Annotated in this window: 13 protein-coding genes and 1 pseudogene; 7 read left to right on the plus strand and 7 right to left on the minus strand. The window is 65.6% G+C overall.

What is annotated here, in order from left to right; all coding sequences use genetic code 11:
• Positions 1-78 precede the first annotated feature (78 nt).
• Positions 79-201 carry a hypothetical protein gene (locus tag BLW27_RS21915; RefSeq protein WP_281242710.1) on the plus strand — a complete coding sequence of 41 codons (123 nt, stop codon included), beginning with the start codon at positions 79-81 and terminating at the stop codon, positions 199-201.
• Between the two features lie 144 nt (positions 202-345).
• Here BLW27_RS21915 and BLW27_RS03785 read toward each other — a convergent pair whose 3' ends face one another.
• Positions 346-801, minus strand: a complete 456-nt coding sequence (locus BLW27_RS03785) for an iron-sulfur cluster assembly scaffold protein (RefSeq protein WP_089879433.1) — start codon at positions 799-801, stop codon at positions 346-348.
• A 66-nt stretch (positions 802-867) separates the two neighbouring features.
• Between BLW27_RS03785 and hisI the strand changes: the two genes are divergently transcribed.
• Positions 868-1,242 (plus strand): phosphoribosyl-AMP cyclohydrolase, encoded by a 375-nt coding sequence (gene hisI / locus BLW27_RS03790; RefSeq protein WP_089879437.1) that lies wholly within the window; start codon positions 868-870, stop codon positions 1,240-1,242.
• Positions 1,243-1,269: 27 nt separating this feature from the next.
• Here hisI and gluQRS read toward each other — a convergent pair whose 3' ends face one another.
• The 3 genes and pseudogenes from gluQRS to BLW27_RS03805 form a co-directional block, all read right to left on the minus strand.
• Complete coding sequence (gluQRS, locus tag BLW27_RS03795; RefSeq protein WP_089879440.1) at positions 1,270-2,154, minus strand: tRNA glutamyl-Q(34) synthetase GluQRS; 885 nt, start codon at positions 2,152-2,154, stop codon at positions 1,270-1,272.
• A gap of 50 nt (positions 2,155-2,204) precedes the next feature.
• A complete protein-coding gene (gene trmFO / locus BLW27_RS03800) occupies positions 2,205-3,566 on the minus strand; it encodes a methylenetetrahydrofolate--tRNA-(uracil(54)-C(5))-methyltransferase (FADH(2)-oxidizing) TrmFO (RefSeq protein ID WP_089879443.1) in 1,362 nt (453 codons plus the stop codon).
• Between the two features lie 38 nt (positions 3,567-3,604).
• Positions 3,605-4,396 (minus strand): annotated as a pseudogene (locus BLW27_RS03805) (enoyl-CoA hydratase); the annotation flags it as partial.
• 71 nt (positions 4,397-4,467) lie between these two features.
• On the opposite strand from BLW27_RS03805, the gene BLW27_RS03810 reads away from it, so the two are divergent.
• Positions 4,468-4,869: a PaaI family thioesterase gene (locus tag BLW27_RS03810; protein WP_089879772.1), complete on the plus strand. Its 402-nt coding sequence runs from the start codon at positions 4,468-4,470 to the stop codon at positions 4,867-4,869.
• Between the two features lie 104 nt (positions 4,870-4,973).
• Here BLW27_RS03810 and BLW27_RS21920 read toward each other — a convergent pair whose 3' ends face one another.
• Together BLW27_RS21920 and speD are read right to left on the minus strand one after the other, a co-directional pair.
• A complete protein-coding gene (locus BLW27_RS21920; RefSeq protein ID WP_281242711.1) occupies positions 4,974-5,105 on the minus strand; it encodes a hypothetical protein in 132 nt (43 codons plus the stop codon).
• A gap of 42 nt (positions 5,106-5,147) precedes the next feature.
• Positions 5,148-5,597: an adenosylmethionine decarboxylase gene (gene speD / locus BLW27_RS21995; protein ID WP_342708040.1), complete on the minus strand. Its 450-nt coding sequence runs from the start codon at positions 5,595-5,597 to the stop codon at positions 5,148-5,150.
• A 304-nt stretch (positions 5,598-5,901) separates the two neighbouring features.
• Here speD and BLW27_RS03820 point away from each other — a divergent pair, with 304 nt between their 5' ends.
• On the plus strand, positions 5,902-7,302 hold the full coding sequence (locus BLW27_RS03820) for a GntR family transcriptional regulator (RefSeq protein WP_089879453.1): 1,401 nt from the start codon (positions 5,902-5,904) through the stop codon (positions 7,300-7,302).
• Here the strand turns inward: BLW27_RS03820 and BLW27_RS03825 are convergent.
• The gene (locus BLW27_RS03825; protein WP_089879455.1) at positions 7,299-8,672 is read right to left on the minus strand and encodes a M20/M25/M40 family metallo-hydrolase; all 1,374 of its coding nucleotides are present in this window, start codon (positions 8,670-8,672) and stop codon (positions 7,299-7,301) included. The two genes, BLW27_RS03820 and BLW27_RS03825, sit on opposite strands and share 4 nt — an antisense overlap.
• 284 nt (positions 8,673-8,956) lie before the next feature.
• Between BLW27_RS03825 and hemA the strand changes: the two genes are divergently transcribed.
• The 3 genes from hemA (at position 8,957) to ispG (ending at position 13,124) form a co-directional block, all read left to right on the plus strand.
• Positions 8,957-10,180 (plus strand): 5-aminolevulinate synthase, encoded by a 1,224-nt coding sequence (gene hemA, locus BLW27_RS03830; protein ID WP_089879775.1) that lies wholly within the window; start codon positions 8,957-8,959, stop codon positions 10,178-10,180.
• Between the two features lie 131 nt (positions 10,181-10,311).
• Positions 10,312-11,904: a RodZ domain-containing protein gene (locus BLW27_RS03835; RefSeq protein ID WP_245710763.1), complete on the plus strand. Its 1,593-nt coding sequence runs from the start codon at positions 10,312-10,314 to the stop codon at positions 11,902-11,904.
• 89 nt (positions 11,905-11,993) lie between these two features.
• Entirely contained in the window at positions 11,994-13,124 is a 1,131-nt protein-coding gene (gene ispG, locus BLW27_RS03840) for a flavodoxin-dependent (E)-4-hydroxy-3-methylbut-2-enyl-diphosphate synthase (protein WP_089879459.1), read from the plus strand.
• Positions 13,125-13,132: the final 8 nt, after the last annotated feature.

Consider the following 13,132-nt stretch of genomic DNA (forward strand, 5'->3'; position numbering starts at 1 on the left):
TTCTCAAGTGTTCTCATAAAGTTCTTTACAGACGGTGAACAAAGTGAAACAAATGAGAAACTGAAAGGGAGGTTCGCCATGTATCACACCATCAAGTCCGCGCTGGTCCGTCGCGATACCGGATTCTGGAATGACGTGGCGGGCGGCCTTTCGCTCGCGCTCCTCTTCTATGGTGCGCTGCACATTCCCGTTATTCTCTGAGTTTGCCTGCGTGTCGCACCGTTCGCACATCCTGTCCCGATGCGCGTTCCTTCGGTTCGTCCAGTCTGCCTGACGTCGAATTGCCGTCTTCTGCGACACGTCCCTGACGCCGCTTCCTGTCCCGGAGGCGGCGTTTTTTTGCCTTCAGGCGCTCTGACTGGCGCTTTCTGCTTCCTTGGCTGCCTCTGCCGCCGCCTCGATCGACAACATGATCGAGGCGTGACGGTTCTTGAACGCCGCGGCCGGGCGCAGCACCTCGAATCCGTCGAACGGAGCGGGGGGCGTGGGGCCATCTTCCTTGAGGACCGCGCGAAGCGCATCCCGCGCCTCGGCCAGTTCGCCGGGGCTGCGCCCGATGACGGCCGACCCGACGACCGACGCGGCAGCCTGACCCAACGCGCAGGCCTTGACGTCCTGCCCGAACGCGGAAACACGGCCGTCGGCCAGCTGGACGTCGACGGTCACCGTCGAACCGCAGAGGGGCGAGCGTTTCTTCACCGTCGCCTGAGGCTCGTCCAGACGGCCCAAGTGGGGAATGTCGGCCGCAAGCTCAAGGATTCGGCCCGAGTAGAGCTTGATGAGATCGGATTCCCCGGACATGGCTTTCCCTTCGGCAGCGTGACCCTTAGATAGGGTTTCGGGCGTCAGAGCAAAATGGTTTTTAACATGCGCGTGCAGCAGATATTCGACCCTTCGACACTCCGCTACGACGCGGCCGGCCTTGTCCCCTGCATCGCGCAGGAAGAGGGGACCGGCGACGTTCTGATGATGGCGTGGATGAATGCCGAAGCCGTCGAACGCACGCTGAGCACGGGCCGGATCACCTACTGGTCGAGGTCCCGAAGCGCTCTCTGGATCAAGGGGGAAAGCTCCGGCCACGTGCAGGAGCTCGTCGACCTGCGGATCGACTGCGACCGCGACTGTCTTCTCGCGATCGTCCAGCAGACCGGGCCGGCTTGTCACACGAACCGCAAGACGTGCTTCTTTACGGCGGTCAGGGACGGGGAGGAAACGGAACTGATGGGGCCGGATCCCGTCTGAAGAATACGTCCCTCCAAGCCCGAGGGATCAGGGGACGGCGGGACTCCCGCCGAGACCGACAAGCTTTCGCAGGTCGTCCGGCGACAGACCATCGTTCCTGTATGCCGAAATGGCGCGGGCGTCGTCGCGCTTCGCAAGCCGCCGGCCTTCGGGATCGCGGATCAGGCGATGGTGGTGGTAGACCGGGCGGGGTAAGCTGAACAGGTCCTGCAACACCCTGTGAATCCAGGTGGCTTCGCCCAGATCCTCGCCGCGGACGATATGGGTGATCCCTTGGGCGCCGTCGTCCAGAACGACTGAAAGATGGTAGCTGCCGGGAAAGTCGCGCCGCGAAAGAACCACGTCGCCTACCTGTTCGAGCATGTCCTTCGCCGGGCGCCGACGCCTTTGAGGCTGACCTCGGCCGATCTCGTCGAAGCTGATTGTATCGGCGCCAATGCGCTCGAGCGCGGCGCGCATGTCGAGTCGCAAGGCGGTGTGTTGGGGCATCGGACTCGCGGGCGTCCGGGCAAAGGCACGGCAGGTACCAGGATAGACGATTCCGTCCGGCCCGCGCTGAGGCTCCGCCCCTTCCTGAGGCGCGCTGGCGGCCGCGACGATGTCTCGCCTGCTGCACGAGCAGGCATAGATCAGCCCCTCGGCCCAGAGCCACCGCAAAGCGTCGTCGTAAACCCCAAGCCGGTCCGACTGGCGCATCGGCGGCGCGTCCCATCGGATGCCGAGCCAAGCCAGATCCTCGTAGATAGCGCGTTCCCATGACTCGCGCGACCGCGTCCGGTCGATATCCTCGATCCGCAGCAGGAAGTGGCCGCCCGCGGAGCGCGCGAGGTCGTGCGCCATCCAAGCTGAAAAGGCGTGCCCCAGATGCAGGGGCCCGGTCGGCGACGGGGCGAACCGAGTGACGAGGGTCATGTCTTCCGCGGCACGCAGGCTTTCAGGCGCGGCTTCTTTGCCTGCTTCGGTCACTCAGCCGCCCGGGAGGCCCGTTGAGCGTGCAGCCACTCAGTCCATGCCGCCTTGGCCCGATCGGTATATGCTTTGTACCGGTCGCGACGACCGCGACGCCCGCCGCGTATGCCGTCGAGAGGCCGGAACAGTCCGAAATTGACGTTCATCGGCTGGAACGTCTTCGCCTCTGCGCCGCCGCTGATGTGGTGCATCAATGCTCCATGCGCCGTATCCTGCGGCACGACCGGTAGATCCTGGTCTAAGATTTCCGACGCGGCCATGCGTCCGGCAATCAGCCCCATTGCGGCGGATTCGACGTAGCCTTCGACCCCGGTCACCTGTCCGGCAAAACGGATGTTCGGGCGGGTACGCAGGCGCATGCGCTCGTCGAGCAGCGTGGGCGAGTTCAGGAACGTGTTGCGATGAATGCCGCCGAGCCGGGCGAAATTCGCCTCGCCCAAGCCGGGGATCATGCGGAAGACGTCCTTTTGCGCGCCGTATTTCATTTTCGTCTGGAAGCCGACGATGTTGTACAGGGTGCCAAGCGCATTGTCGCGGCGCAGCTGGACCACGGCCCAAGGCTTGTGCTCAGGGTCGTGCGGGTTCGTCAGGCCCACGGGTTTCATGGGCCCGTGGCGCAGCGTCTCGCGCCCGCGTTCGGCCATGACCTCGATGGGCAGGCACCCGTCGAAATATCCGGCGGTCTCGCCTTCGTGGAACTCGGTCTTGTCGGCGGCCAGCAGCGCGTCGATGAAGGCATCGTACTGCTCGCGCGTCATCGGACAGTTGATATAGGCGGTCCGCTCCGCCTCGGTTTCGCCCTTGTCGTAGCGAGACTGCCGCCATGCGATGTCCATGTCGATCGTATCGGCATAGACGATGGGCGCGATCGCGTCGAAGAAGGCAAGCCTTTCCGCGCCGGTCTCGGCCTGTATGGCCGCGCCCAAAGCGGTGCTGGTCAACGGCCCGGTGGCAAAGATCCAATGCCCGTCGGTCGGAAGCTCGGTCACTTCCTCGTGCGAAACGCGTACATTCGGATGCGCCGTCAGCGCGTCGGTCACCGCCTGCGCGAAGGGATCGCGATCGACGGCCAGCGCGCCGCCCGCAGGGAGGCGATGCGCGTGAGCCGTGCGCATGATCAGGCCGCCGGCATGCATCATTTCCCAATGCAGCAGGCCCACGGCGTTCTGTTCGTCGTCGTCCGAGCGGAACGAGTTCGAGCACACCATCTCGCCCAGGTTTCCGGTCCGGTGGGCGAATGTACCGACCTTGGGGCGCATTTCGTGAATGACAACCGGTACGCCCATCGAGGCCGCCTGCCATGCTGCCTCGGACCCGGCCATGCCGCCGCCGACGATGTGAAGCTCTGTTTTCATGGGCCGTAGATAGCGGTGCCGTCGGCCCGTGCCAAGGGTCAGGACCAGTCGGGCGCGCGCTTATCGAGAAAGGCGGCGATGCCTTCTTCGGTGTCGCGCCACAGCATGTTCTCGACCATCACCGCGGCGGTCCTGTCATAGGCTTCGTCGAGGTCCTGCTCGATCTGGTCGTAGAAGGCGCGCTTGCCGATCTTCACTGCGGCCGACAGCTTGCCCGCGACGGTTTCCGCCAGCGCGCGGGTCTCGCTCTGAAGACGGTCAGCCGGCACCACCCGGTTCACGAGGCCCAGTCGCTCTGCCTCGGCGGCGTCGATGAACTGGCCGGTGGTCAGCATTTCGAAAGCCTTCTTGCGCGGAATATTCCGAGACAACGCGACCATCGGCGTCGAGCAGAACAATCCGATATTGACCCCGTTGACGCCGAACCGCGTGCCTTCTGCGGCGACCACCATGTCGCAGCTTGCCACCAGTTGGCAGCCCGCCGCGGTGGCAATGCCGTGGGCCTGCGCGATGACGGGTTGGGGCAGGCGGGTCAGACCCGTCATCACCTTGGCGCACCGCGCGAAGAGGTCGGCGAAATACGCCTTGCCGCCGTCCTCGGCCTGCCGTCCCGCCTGCATCTGCTTCAGGTCGTGGCCGGCGCAGAACGCCTTACCCGCGCCCGACAGGATGACCACGCGGATATCGCGATCATCCGCCAACGCGTCGATCTGGTCCTGCAGCGCGACCAGCATCTCGTCCGAAAGGGCATTGAGCCGCTCGGGCGCGTTCATGTGCAGATGGGCGACGCGGCCCTCGTCTTTGCGAACGAGCAGTTCCATCTTGTCCTCCTCACATTGTGCCGCGAGTGTAACGACGCAACGATAGGGAGGAAAGCGTGCCGCACTTCAGCGCCGAAGAGATGACAGCGTTTCTGGACGAGGTGTTCCCGCAGGTGCGGGGCATGTTCGCGATCGATAGAATGGACGGCGACCGCGTCGTCATGCGGCTGCACGCCGACGACCGTCACCTGCGTCCGGGGGGCACAGTGTCGGGTCCGGCGATGTTCTCGCTGGCGGACGTGGCCGCCTACGTGGCGACCATGGCGCGGATCGGGCGCGAGGCGCTGACCGTGACGACGCATTGCTCGATCGACTTCATGCGCAAGCCGGCGGCGGGTCGCGATCTTCTGGCCGAGGCGCGACTGCTCAAGCTGGGCCGCACGCTGAGCGTAACCGACGTGCTGCTCTATTCGGAAGGCATGGACGAGCCGGTCGCACATGCCAGTCTGACCTACGCCATCCCGCGGCGACGCGACACCTAGGGCAGCAGGCGACGTAGTTCGGCAGCGCGAAGGATGCTTGGTGGACCTGCGGATTGGTGTAACCCGTTGCGATGCCGGACGCGTCAAAGCGCCATTGCAGGACGTCAAGAGGCGTGCCGCGCGCGTCGCCCGACGCGCAGTCGCTGATGGTCGGTCGCGCTGTCATAGTGCAGACGCTTGATCCGAAGCGATTGCGCATGATCGGCGAGCAGGGCGTCGCGCTCCCACTCGCTCATGCGGCGATGCCGGCCTCGGCGACCACTCCTGCACCCTGCTTGTTAGCGCACGTGCACGTCGCCGGTCTCGAACGCCGCCGCCAGCACGTCGACTGCCGGCCAGAAGCACGCATCGCCGCACATGAACACGTCGAAGGCGCCGTAGCCGATCTCCGGCCACTTGTGCATCGAGATGCTGCTTTCGGCCAGCACGGCCACGCCCTGGGGCGAGAACTTGTGCTTGTGAATGTGCAGCAGCTTCACCCCGCAGGTGTCGGCACAACCGCGGAACGCCTGCGCGATGCGCGCCTCGTCATCCAGCCCGGTGCCGTTGACTACCTCGGAAATGAAATGCGTGCCGGCATAGACGGTCAGCCCGTCCCGGATGAAATGATCGTCGTGCGACGTATCAAGGATGTTTCGATCGCATGCGGGTGCGAGACCTCGCGCGGTGTCTTTCTCTTGGGCGCCTGTCTCCAGACCGATCCCCAGCCCAGTTGGAAGAGGTCCAATTCCTTAACGGCCTGCCCCTTCGTTCCAGCAGTTCGTTCCAGTCGGCCCTTAGCCCCCCAGGAAGTCCTTGGGTTGGGATCATCGGATCCAAAAGTCCGGCCGAATCAGTGAGTGGAGCCTGCTCCTTCAAGTGGAGTTTTGTTCATGCAGCGAAACTCGACCGGTCGAGTTTCCCGGTTCGGGTGCGTGTCGTTCATCTGCCTGAAGCTCAAAACGATGGCGACGTTAATTGTATCGACACGATTAGGTGGTGAGGTCCAGGACAGTGAGGCGCGACGGCAATGCGAGACGACAGGATCAGGCGATGTATCCGATTGAAGTTCTATACGCGAAGCAGACGGGGGGGCCGAAATACATGGCACTGGCCCGCGCGATCCGCGGCGCGGTTCGGAACGCCGCACTTGCTCCGGGCGACCGCTTGCCGCCTGTGCGCGGCTTGGCCGGCCGGATCGGCGTCACGCCGGGCACCGTGGCCCGGACCTACAGCCTGCTGTGCGACGAGGGCGTCCTGCAGGCCACGGTCGGGCGCGGTACGTTCGTCGCGGGGGAAGGCATATCTGCAGAGCCGGCCATCCGCCTGAGCCCGCGCCGGTTCGACCTGACGGCTTGGCGGTGGCCGGATATGGGGCAGAGCGCCTTGATCCGCGCCGCCTTGGCACGCGCGACCGGAGGCGAATACGCGGCGCTTCGGCACGCAGTGTACCCGCCGGGTTCCGACGACGACGCGGCGCCGCGGGCGATGCTCGGTTGGTTGGACACCGAGCGAACGGGAACCATCCGCATCGAAGACATCCAGCTCACGCACGGGGCCCAGGCCGCGGTGCAGACTGTCATGCACGCGGTGCTTCGCGGCGCGCGGCCGGTGGTCCTGGTGGACGAGTTGTCGGCGCCAGTCTTCGCGCGGGTGGCGGGGTTGCTTCGGGCCGAGGTCGTGGCCGTTCCCATGGATCGGGAGGGCGTTCTTCCCCGCGCGCTTGATGACGTCGTATCCGGCACGGGGGCGCAACTGCTATGTACCGCGTCCGAGGCGCACGATCCCACGACATTGAGCACGCCCCGCGCCCGACGCGAAGCGATCGCCGCGGTTGCGCGCCGTCATGATCTTCACGTGCTCGACTACGATTGTACCAGGACGGGCGCCGCCGACGGCCCGGGATATCGCGCGCTGCTGCCCGAGCGCGGCTGGCATGTCGGGATGGTGGCGGCGTCCCTGTCTCCCTGGCTGGAAGCAGGATTAGTCGTCGCGCCCGTCGGACAGGCCGCCCGGCTGAAGCAGGTGGCAGATGACGCAGGGACGTCGCTGCGTGCGCCGTTCGCGGACGCACAGGCGGCGTTGCTGGACAAGGTCGAGATGCGCGACGTCCACGATCGTGCCCGCGACGAACTCAACCGATACCTGTCTGCGGCCGGCGAGGCGCTCAAGGCGCACCGCCCGGTCTGGCGTCGGGACGCCGCCCACCTATGGCTGCCGCTGCCGCGCGGATGGACGGCCAGCGGCTTCGTTGCTGCCGCGTCGGCCGCCGGCGTTACGGTGAGCCCGGCCACCGACTTTGCCCTTCCCGACGCCCATGCGCCCCGCGCAGTGCGCATCGCCATCGATGCGCAGATTGCTTTCGACTGCTTCGTCCACGCGATCACGATTCTGGCCGACCTGCTGGACCGGGGGCCGCAGGCGACAGCTGACACGACCGCGGGTCCACTCTAGCGCGTGATCGCGTCCAGCACACGCGCCCAGCTGCGGATACCTTTGTGGAAACTTTCCACGTCGTACTTCTCGTTCGGGGAATGGATCTGGTCGTCGTCCTTGGCCCAGCCCAGAAGCATCGCGTCCATGCCGAGTATCGCCTTGAAGTAGCCCGCCACCGGAATCGACCCGCCGCAGCCGGTGAACGCGGCCTCGTCACCCCATTCGGCGCCAAGCACGGCGCGAGCAGCCTCGAACGCCGGATGCACTGTCGACATCTGGCTGGCGGGCGAGGCGCCGTGGCCATGGAATGCGACCTTGCAATCCGACGGCACCTGCGCGCGCACCCAGTCGCGGAAATGCTCGCGCAGGGCGTGTGGGTCCTGCTGGCCCACCAGGCGAAAGCTGACCTTGGCCGACGCGCGTGACGGCAGCACCGTTTTGAAGCCCTCGCCGGTATAGCCGCCCTTGATGCCGTTGATCTCGGCGGTGGGGCGCGACCAGATCATCTCAAGCGCGGTGCGGTCGGATTCGCCCGCTGGAGTCTTCAGCCCGACCTCGCCCAAAAACCTTTCGTGGTCGAAGCCGAGCGCCTTCCATTGCTCGGCCATCTCCTGCGGCAGTTCAGGCACGTCGTCGTAGAAATGCGGAACCTGTACGCGCCCGTTGTCGTCGTGCAGCCCGGCGAGGATGCGCGTCAGCACCCGGATCGGGTTCATCGACGGGCCACCATACATGCCCGAGTGCAGGTCCTTGCCGGGGCCGGTAATGACGATCTCTTCGCCCAGCAGGCCGCGCAGCTGGGTCATGATCGAGGGCGTGCGAGACTGGAACAGCCCAGTGTCGCAGATCAGCGCCAGGTCGGCGCGGAGTTCGTCGGCGTTTTCCTTCAGGAAGGGGATCAGCGACGGCGAGCCCGACTCCTCCTCGCCCTCGAAGAAGAAGGTGATGCGGCAGGGCAGCGATCCATTCACCTGTTGCCAGGCGCGGCAGGCCTCGACGAAGGTCATCAGCTGACCCTTGTCATCCGACGCGCCGCGACCGCGGATCACGCGGCCCTTCTCGGTCACCTCGACGGCCGGGTCGAAGGGATCGCGGTTCCACAATTCCAGCGGATCGACGGGCTGCACGTCGTAATGACCGTAGAACAGAATGTGCGGGCCGTCGCCGGGCACGTGGCCCACCACCATCGGGTGGCCGGGGGTGGGGCGTTTCTCGGCCTTGACGCCCATGGAACGCAGGTCCTCCACCAGCCAGTCCGCGGCCTTTCCGCACTGTGGCTTGTACGTCGGATCGGTCGAGATCGACGGGATCGACAGCAGCGCGCACAGCCGCTCGATCGCCTGCGGCAGGTCGTCGTCGATGCGGGACAAAACGGTATCCAGGCTCATGCGCAGGCTCCTTGCGGGCGTTTCGGCGCGAGCCTACCAGAGGCCGGACCAGTGTCCAGCGCACCACGTGACGCCGCGCCGCGACGTTTCCGATCGGCTCCATTATTTCCGCGTTGACGCACCGGAGGTCGACGTGGATGACGCGAACCGAGGGGTGCGACCGCCTGTCATTGACCTAGCGCATGGACACATAGGCCTATTGCCTATATCTATTCACGAACCTGAATACGGACCTGTCCGTTACGTCCGCCCGCTTTGCGGACAGAATGCCGAAGGAGGCGCCGGTGACGTACACCGCGAGACTCGACCAAGCCCTGAACCGTCTGCACGAGGAAGGCCGCTACCGGACCTTCATTGATATCGAGCGCAAGCAGGGCCATTTCCCGCACGCCACGTGGCGGCGCGCGGACGGGTCGGAATCTCCGATCACGGTGTGGTGCGGCAACGATTACCTGGGAATGGGGCAGCATCCGTCGGTGATGACCGCGATGCACGAAGCGATCGATGCCACCGGCGCCGGCTCGGGCGGGACGCGCAACATCAGCGGTACCACGCTGTACCACAAGCGGCTCGAAGCCGAGCTGGCCGACCTGCACGGCAAGGAGGCGGCTCTGCTATTCACGTCGGCCTATATCGCCAACGACGCGACGCTGAGTACCCTGCCGAAGCTGTTTCCCGGCCTCATCATTTATTCAGACACGCTCAACCACGCCTCGATGATCGAGGGCGTGCGCCGCAACGGCGGGGCCAAACGCATCTTCCGCCACAACGACGTGGCGCATCTGCGCGAGCTCATCGAGGCCGACGATCCCGCCGCTCCGAAGCTGATCGCCTTCGAATCGATCTACTCGATGGACGGAGATTTCGGCCCGATCGAGGCGATTTGCGATCTGGCCGACGAATTCGATGCGCTGACTTATATCGACGAGGTGCACGCTGTCGGCATGTACGGCCCGCGCGGCGCCGGCGTGGCCGAGCGTGACCGCCTGATGCACCGGCTGGACATCATCAACGGCACTCTCGCCAAGGCTTACGGCGTGATGGGCGGATACATCGCCGCAAGTGCCAAGATGTGCGACGCGATACGGTCCTACGCGCCCGGATTCATCTTCACGACGTCCCTGCCACCCGCTGTCGCCGCGGGTGCCGCAGCCTCGGTCGCGCATCTCAAGCGCGACACGACGCTGCGCGATCTCCACCAGGAGCGGGCAAGCATCCTGAAGACGCGGCTGAAGGCGATGGGCCTGCCGATCATCGACCACGGCAGCCATATCGTGCCGGTCATTGTCGGCGATCCCGTCCACACCAAGCGTCTGTCGGACATGCTTCTGGAAGGTTACGGCATCTACGTCCAGCCCATCAACTTCCCGACGGTCCCGCGCGGCACCGAGCGGCTTCGCTTCACGCCCGCGCCGGTGCACGGGCCCGGCGAGATGGACCGTCTGGTCCGCGCGATGGATGAATTGTGGAGCCACTGTGCGCTAAATCGTGCCGAATTGAGCGCTTAACGTCCTCAAATCCTATCAAACGCACGAAGGTTTGATAAGGTTCCTCCCTATAAGGTGATCACGCGAATCGCGAAGATCGCGCATTGGGCAGGCACGAGGCGACCAATGAAGACAGTGGGGCAGGCGACATGATGGGGCGCAAGAACCGCGATACCGCGGAACCGGAAAATGCGGCCGCCCCGCAAGGTTTCGACGCTTTCGACCTGAAACTCGGCGACATGATGCGCGGCGAGCGCGCCACGCTGGGCAAGTCGCTGCTCGATGTTCAGCGCGAGCTGCGGATCAAGGCCGGCTACATCGCGGCGATCGAGAATTGCGATCCCTCGGCCTTCGACACGCCGGGCTTCATCGCCGGCTACGTGCGCTCCTACGCGCGCTATCTCGGCATGGACCCCGAAGAGGCATTCTCGCATTTCTGTGCCGAAAGCGGCTTTTCGGTCGCGCACGGCATGTCCAACAAGGCCTCGACGATCCGCAAGCCGTCCTCCGAGGCTCCGGTCGCGCTACCGCGTGCGCGCGATCCGCTGATGAACCCCAGGACGCCGTTCGTCGCGCGCGACGACGGCTTCTTCACCGGCATCCAGCCCGCGGCGATCGGCTCGAGCCTCGTCTTGCTCGCGCTCGTCGGCGGCATCGGCTACGGCGCCTGGTCCGTCCTGCAAGAGGTGCAGCGCGTCCAGCTCTCCCCGGTTGACCAGACGCCGCTCGTCCTCAGTGAGCTTGATCCTCTCAACTCTGCCATGTCCCCTTCGGCCGTGCCCGAGGCGCAGGGCGGCGACATGGCGGGGGTCTACGCGCCGCCCAGCCGCGACTGGTACGACCGGATGCAACGGCCCGAGGCGCTGGATACACCGATCCTGGTGGCGCGCGACGGACCGATCTCGACGCTTGATCCGGACAGGGGCGGCGTATATGCCGGCTACGGTCCGCGCAGTCTGCCGCAGGTCGATGATTCGCTCATAGCCGTCGAAGGCCAGGGCCTGCCGGACGCAGGCCCGAGCAACGTCGCCGTGGTTGCGGTGCGCCCGGCTTGGGTGCGGATCGACGACGCTTCGGGGGCCACGCTATTCTCGGGTATCCTGAACGGCGGCGAACGGTTCAGCGTGCCGGCCAGTGCCGTCGCTCCCCGGATCGAGGTTGGCGAGTCCGGTTCGGTCTATTTCGCCGTGGCGGGCCAGGCCTATGGTCCGGCGGGACCCACTGGCGCCGTCACGTCAGGTATCGAACTCGCCGCTGCCGCCCTGACCGCGCGCTACGAACCGGCCGATCCGGTCGCAGATCGCGACCTCGAGCCGCTGGTCGCCTCGTTGGAGGCGGACGCGGTGCAATCCGCGGTGGCTGCGGCGCTTGGCGGGGCCGAGCCGGCGACACCCAAGATTCTTGCCGATGCGCCGGCCGGCGTGACCGTGGTCGCAACCGCCGATGCCTGGGTGCGCGTGCGCACGGCCAACGGCACCACGCTGTTCGAGACGGTGATGAAGGCCGGCGAGACCTATCAGGTGCCGACGACCGAGACGCCCCCCACGATCCGGGCCGGCAATGCCGGCGCGATCTACTTTGCCGTCAACGGCCAGACATACGGGCCCTATGGCAAGGCGGGCGCGGTGGCGGACAATCTCGCGCTCGCGGAGGACACGATCTCGACCGAGATGGCGCAGGCGGATCCTGCCACGGACAGCCGGCTTGCCCGGATTGTAGCGGAATTGGCCTCGACGGATCGCTGACGCGGCGGGATGTCCCGACCGGCGCTGGTCACGCGATGCCGCGCGGTCTATATCTGCGCTGAAGTTCCCAGATCGACAGGACCGATGCCATGAACGTCAACCACGTTCGCCCGTGGCGCAACATCTATCGCCGCAAGTCGCGCCAGATCATGGTCGGCTCGGTGCCGGTGGGCGGAGATGCGCCCATCAGCGTGCAGACCATGACCAACACCGCGACCACCGACATTCGCGCGACCATCGCGCAGGTGCAGGCCGCCGCGGATGCGGGCGCCGACATCGTGCGCGTCTCGGTGCCGGATCAGGACAGCAGCCGTGCCCTGAAGGAAATCGTGCGCGAAAGCCCCGTGCCGATCGTCGCCGACATCCACTTCCACTACAAGCGCGGGATCGAGGCGGCCGAGGCGGGTGCGGCCTGCCTGCGGATCAATCCAGGCAATATCGGCGACGAATCCCGCGTGCGCGAAGTCATTCGCGCGGCGCGAGACAACAATTGCTCAATGCGCATCGGCGTCAACGCCGGCAGCTTGGAACGGGACCTGCTCGAGAAGTACGGCGAACCATGCCCCGAGGCGATGGTCGAATCCGGCCTCGACCACATCAAGCTGTTGGAAGACAACGACTTCCACGAGTTCAAGATCAGCGTGAAGGCGTCGGACGTGTTCCTGGCCGCCGCCGCATATCAGGGTCTGGCCGAGGCGACCGACAAGCCGATCCACCTGGGCATCACCGAGGCCGGAGGCCTGACCACCGGCACGATCAAGTCGGCGATCGGCCTCGGCAACCTGCTGTGGATGGGCATCGGCGACACGATCCGCGTCAGCCTCTCCGCCGACCCCGTGGAAGAGGTGAAGGTCGGCTACGAGATCCTCAAGGCGCTTGGCCTGCGGCATCGCGGCGTGAACATCATTTCCTGCCCATCCTGCGCGCGGCAGGGTTTCGACGTCATCAAGACGGTCGAAACGCTCGAAGACCGACTTGAACACATCAAGACGCCGATGAGCCTGTCGATAATCGGCTGCGTCGTGAACGGCCCGGGCGAGGCGCTGATGACCGACGTGGGTTTCACGGGCGGCGGGGCAGGGTCCGGCATGGTCTACTTGGCCGGCAAGGCCAGTCACAAGATGTCGAACGAGCAGATGATCGACCACATCGTCGAAGAGGTCGAGAAGAAGGCCGCTGCGATCGAGGCCGAACAGGCAGCGGCCGAGGCCGCCGAGTAGCGGCCTTG

The organism is Citreimonas salinaria (assembly GCF_900107235.1).
GTDB classification, from domain to species: Bacteria; Pseudomonadota; Alphaproteobacteria; order Rhodobacterales; family Rhodobacteraceae; genus Citreimonas; species Citreimonas salinaria.

What these genes read in the sequence shown, in the direction of transcription:
- BLW27_RS21915 (WP_281242710.1), top strand. Translation starts at nt 79, where the DNA reads ATGTATCACACCATCAAGTCCGCGCTGGTCCGTCGCGATACCGGATTC.
- BLW27_RS03785 (WP_089879433.1), bottom strand. Translation starts at nt 801, where the DNA reads ATGTCCGGGGAATCCGATCTCATCAAGCTCTACTCGGGCCGAATCCTT.
- hisI (WP_089879437.1), top strand. Translation starts at nt 868, where the DNA reads ATGCGCGTGCAGCAGATATTCGACCCTTCGACACTCCGCTACGACGCG.
- gluQRS (WP_089879440.1), bottom strand. Translation starts at nt 2,154, where the DNA reads ATGACCCTCGTCACTCGGTTCGCCCCGTCGCCGACCGGGCCCCTGCAT.
- trmFO (WP_089879443.1), bottom strand. Translation starts at nt 3,566, where the DNA reads ATGAAAACAGAGCTTCACATCGTCGGCGGCGGCATGGCCGGGTCCGAG.
- BLW27_RS03810 (WP_089879772.1), top strand. Translation starts at nt 4,468, where the DNA reads ATGACAGCGTTTCTGGACGAGGTGTTCCCGCAGGTGCGGGGCATGTTC.
- BLW27_RS21920 (WP_281242711.1), bottom strand. Translation starts at nt 5,105, where the DNA reads ATGAGCGAGTGGGAGCGCGACGCCCTGCTCGCCGATCATGCGCAATCG.
- BLW27_RS03820 (WP_089879453.1), top strand. Translation starts at nt 5,902, where the DNA reads ATGTATCCGATTGAAGTTCTATACGCGAAGCAGACGGGGGGGCCGAAA.
- BLW27_RS03825 (WP_089879455.1), bottom strand. Translation starts at nt 8,672, where the DNA reads ATGAGCCTGGATACCGTTTTGTCCCGCATCGACGACGACCTGCCGCAG.
- BLW27_RS03835 (WP_245710763.1), top strand. Translation starts at nt 10,312, where the DNA reads ATGGGGCGCAAGAACCGCGATACCGCGGAACCGGAAAATGCGGCCGCC.
- ispG (WP_089879459.1), top strand. Translation starts at nt 11,994, where the DNA reads ATGAACGTCAACCACGTTCGCCCGTGGCGCAACATCTATCGCCGCAAG.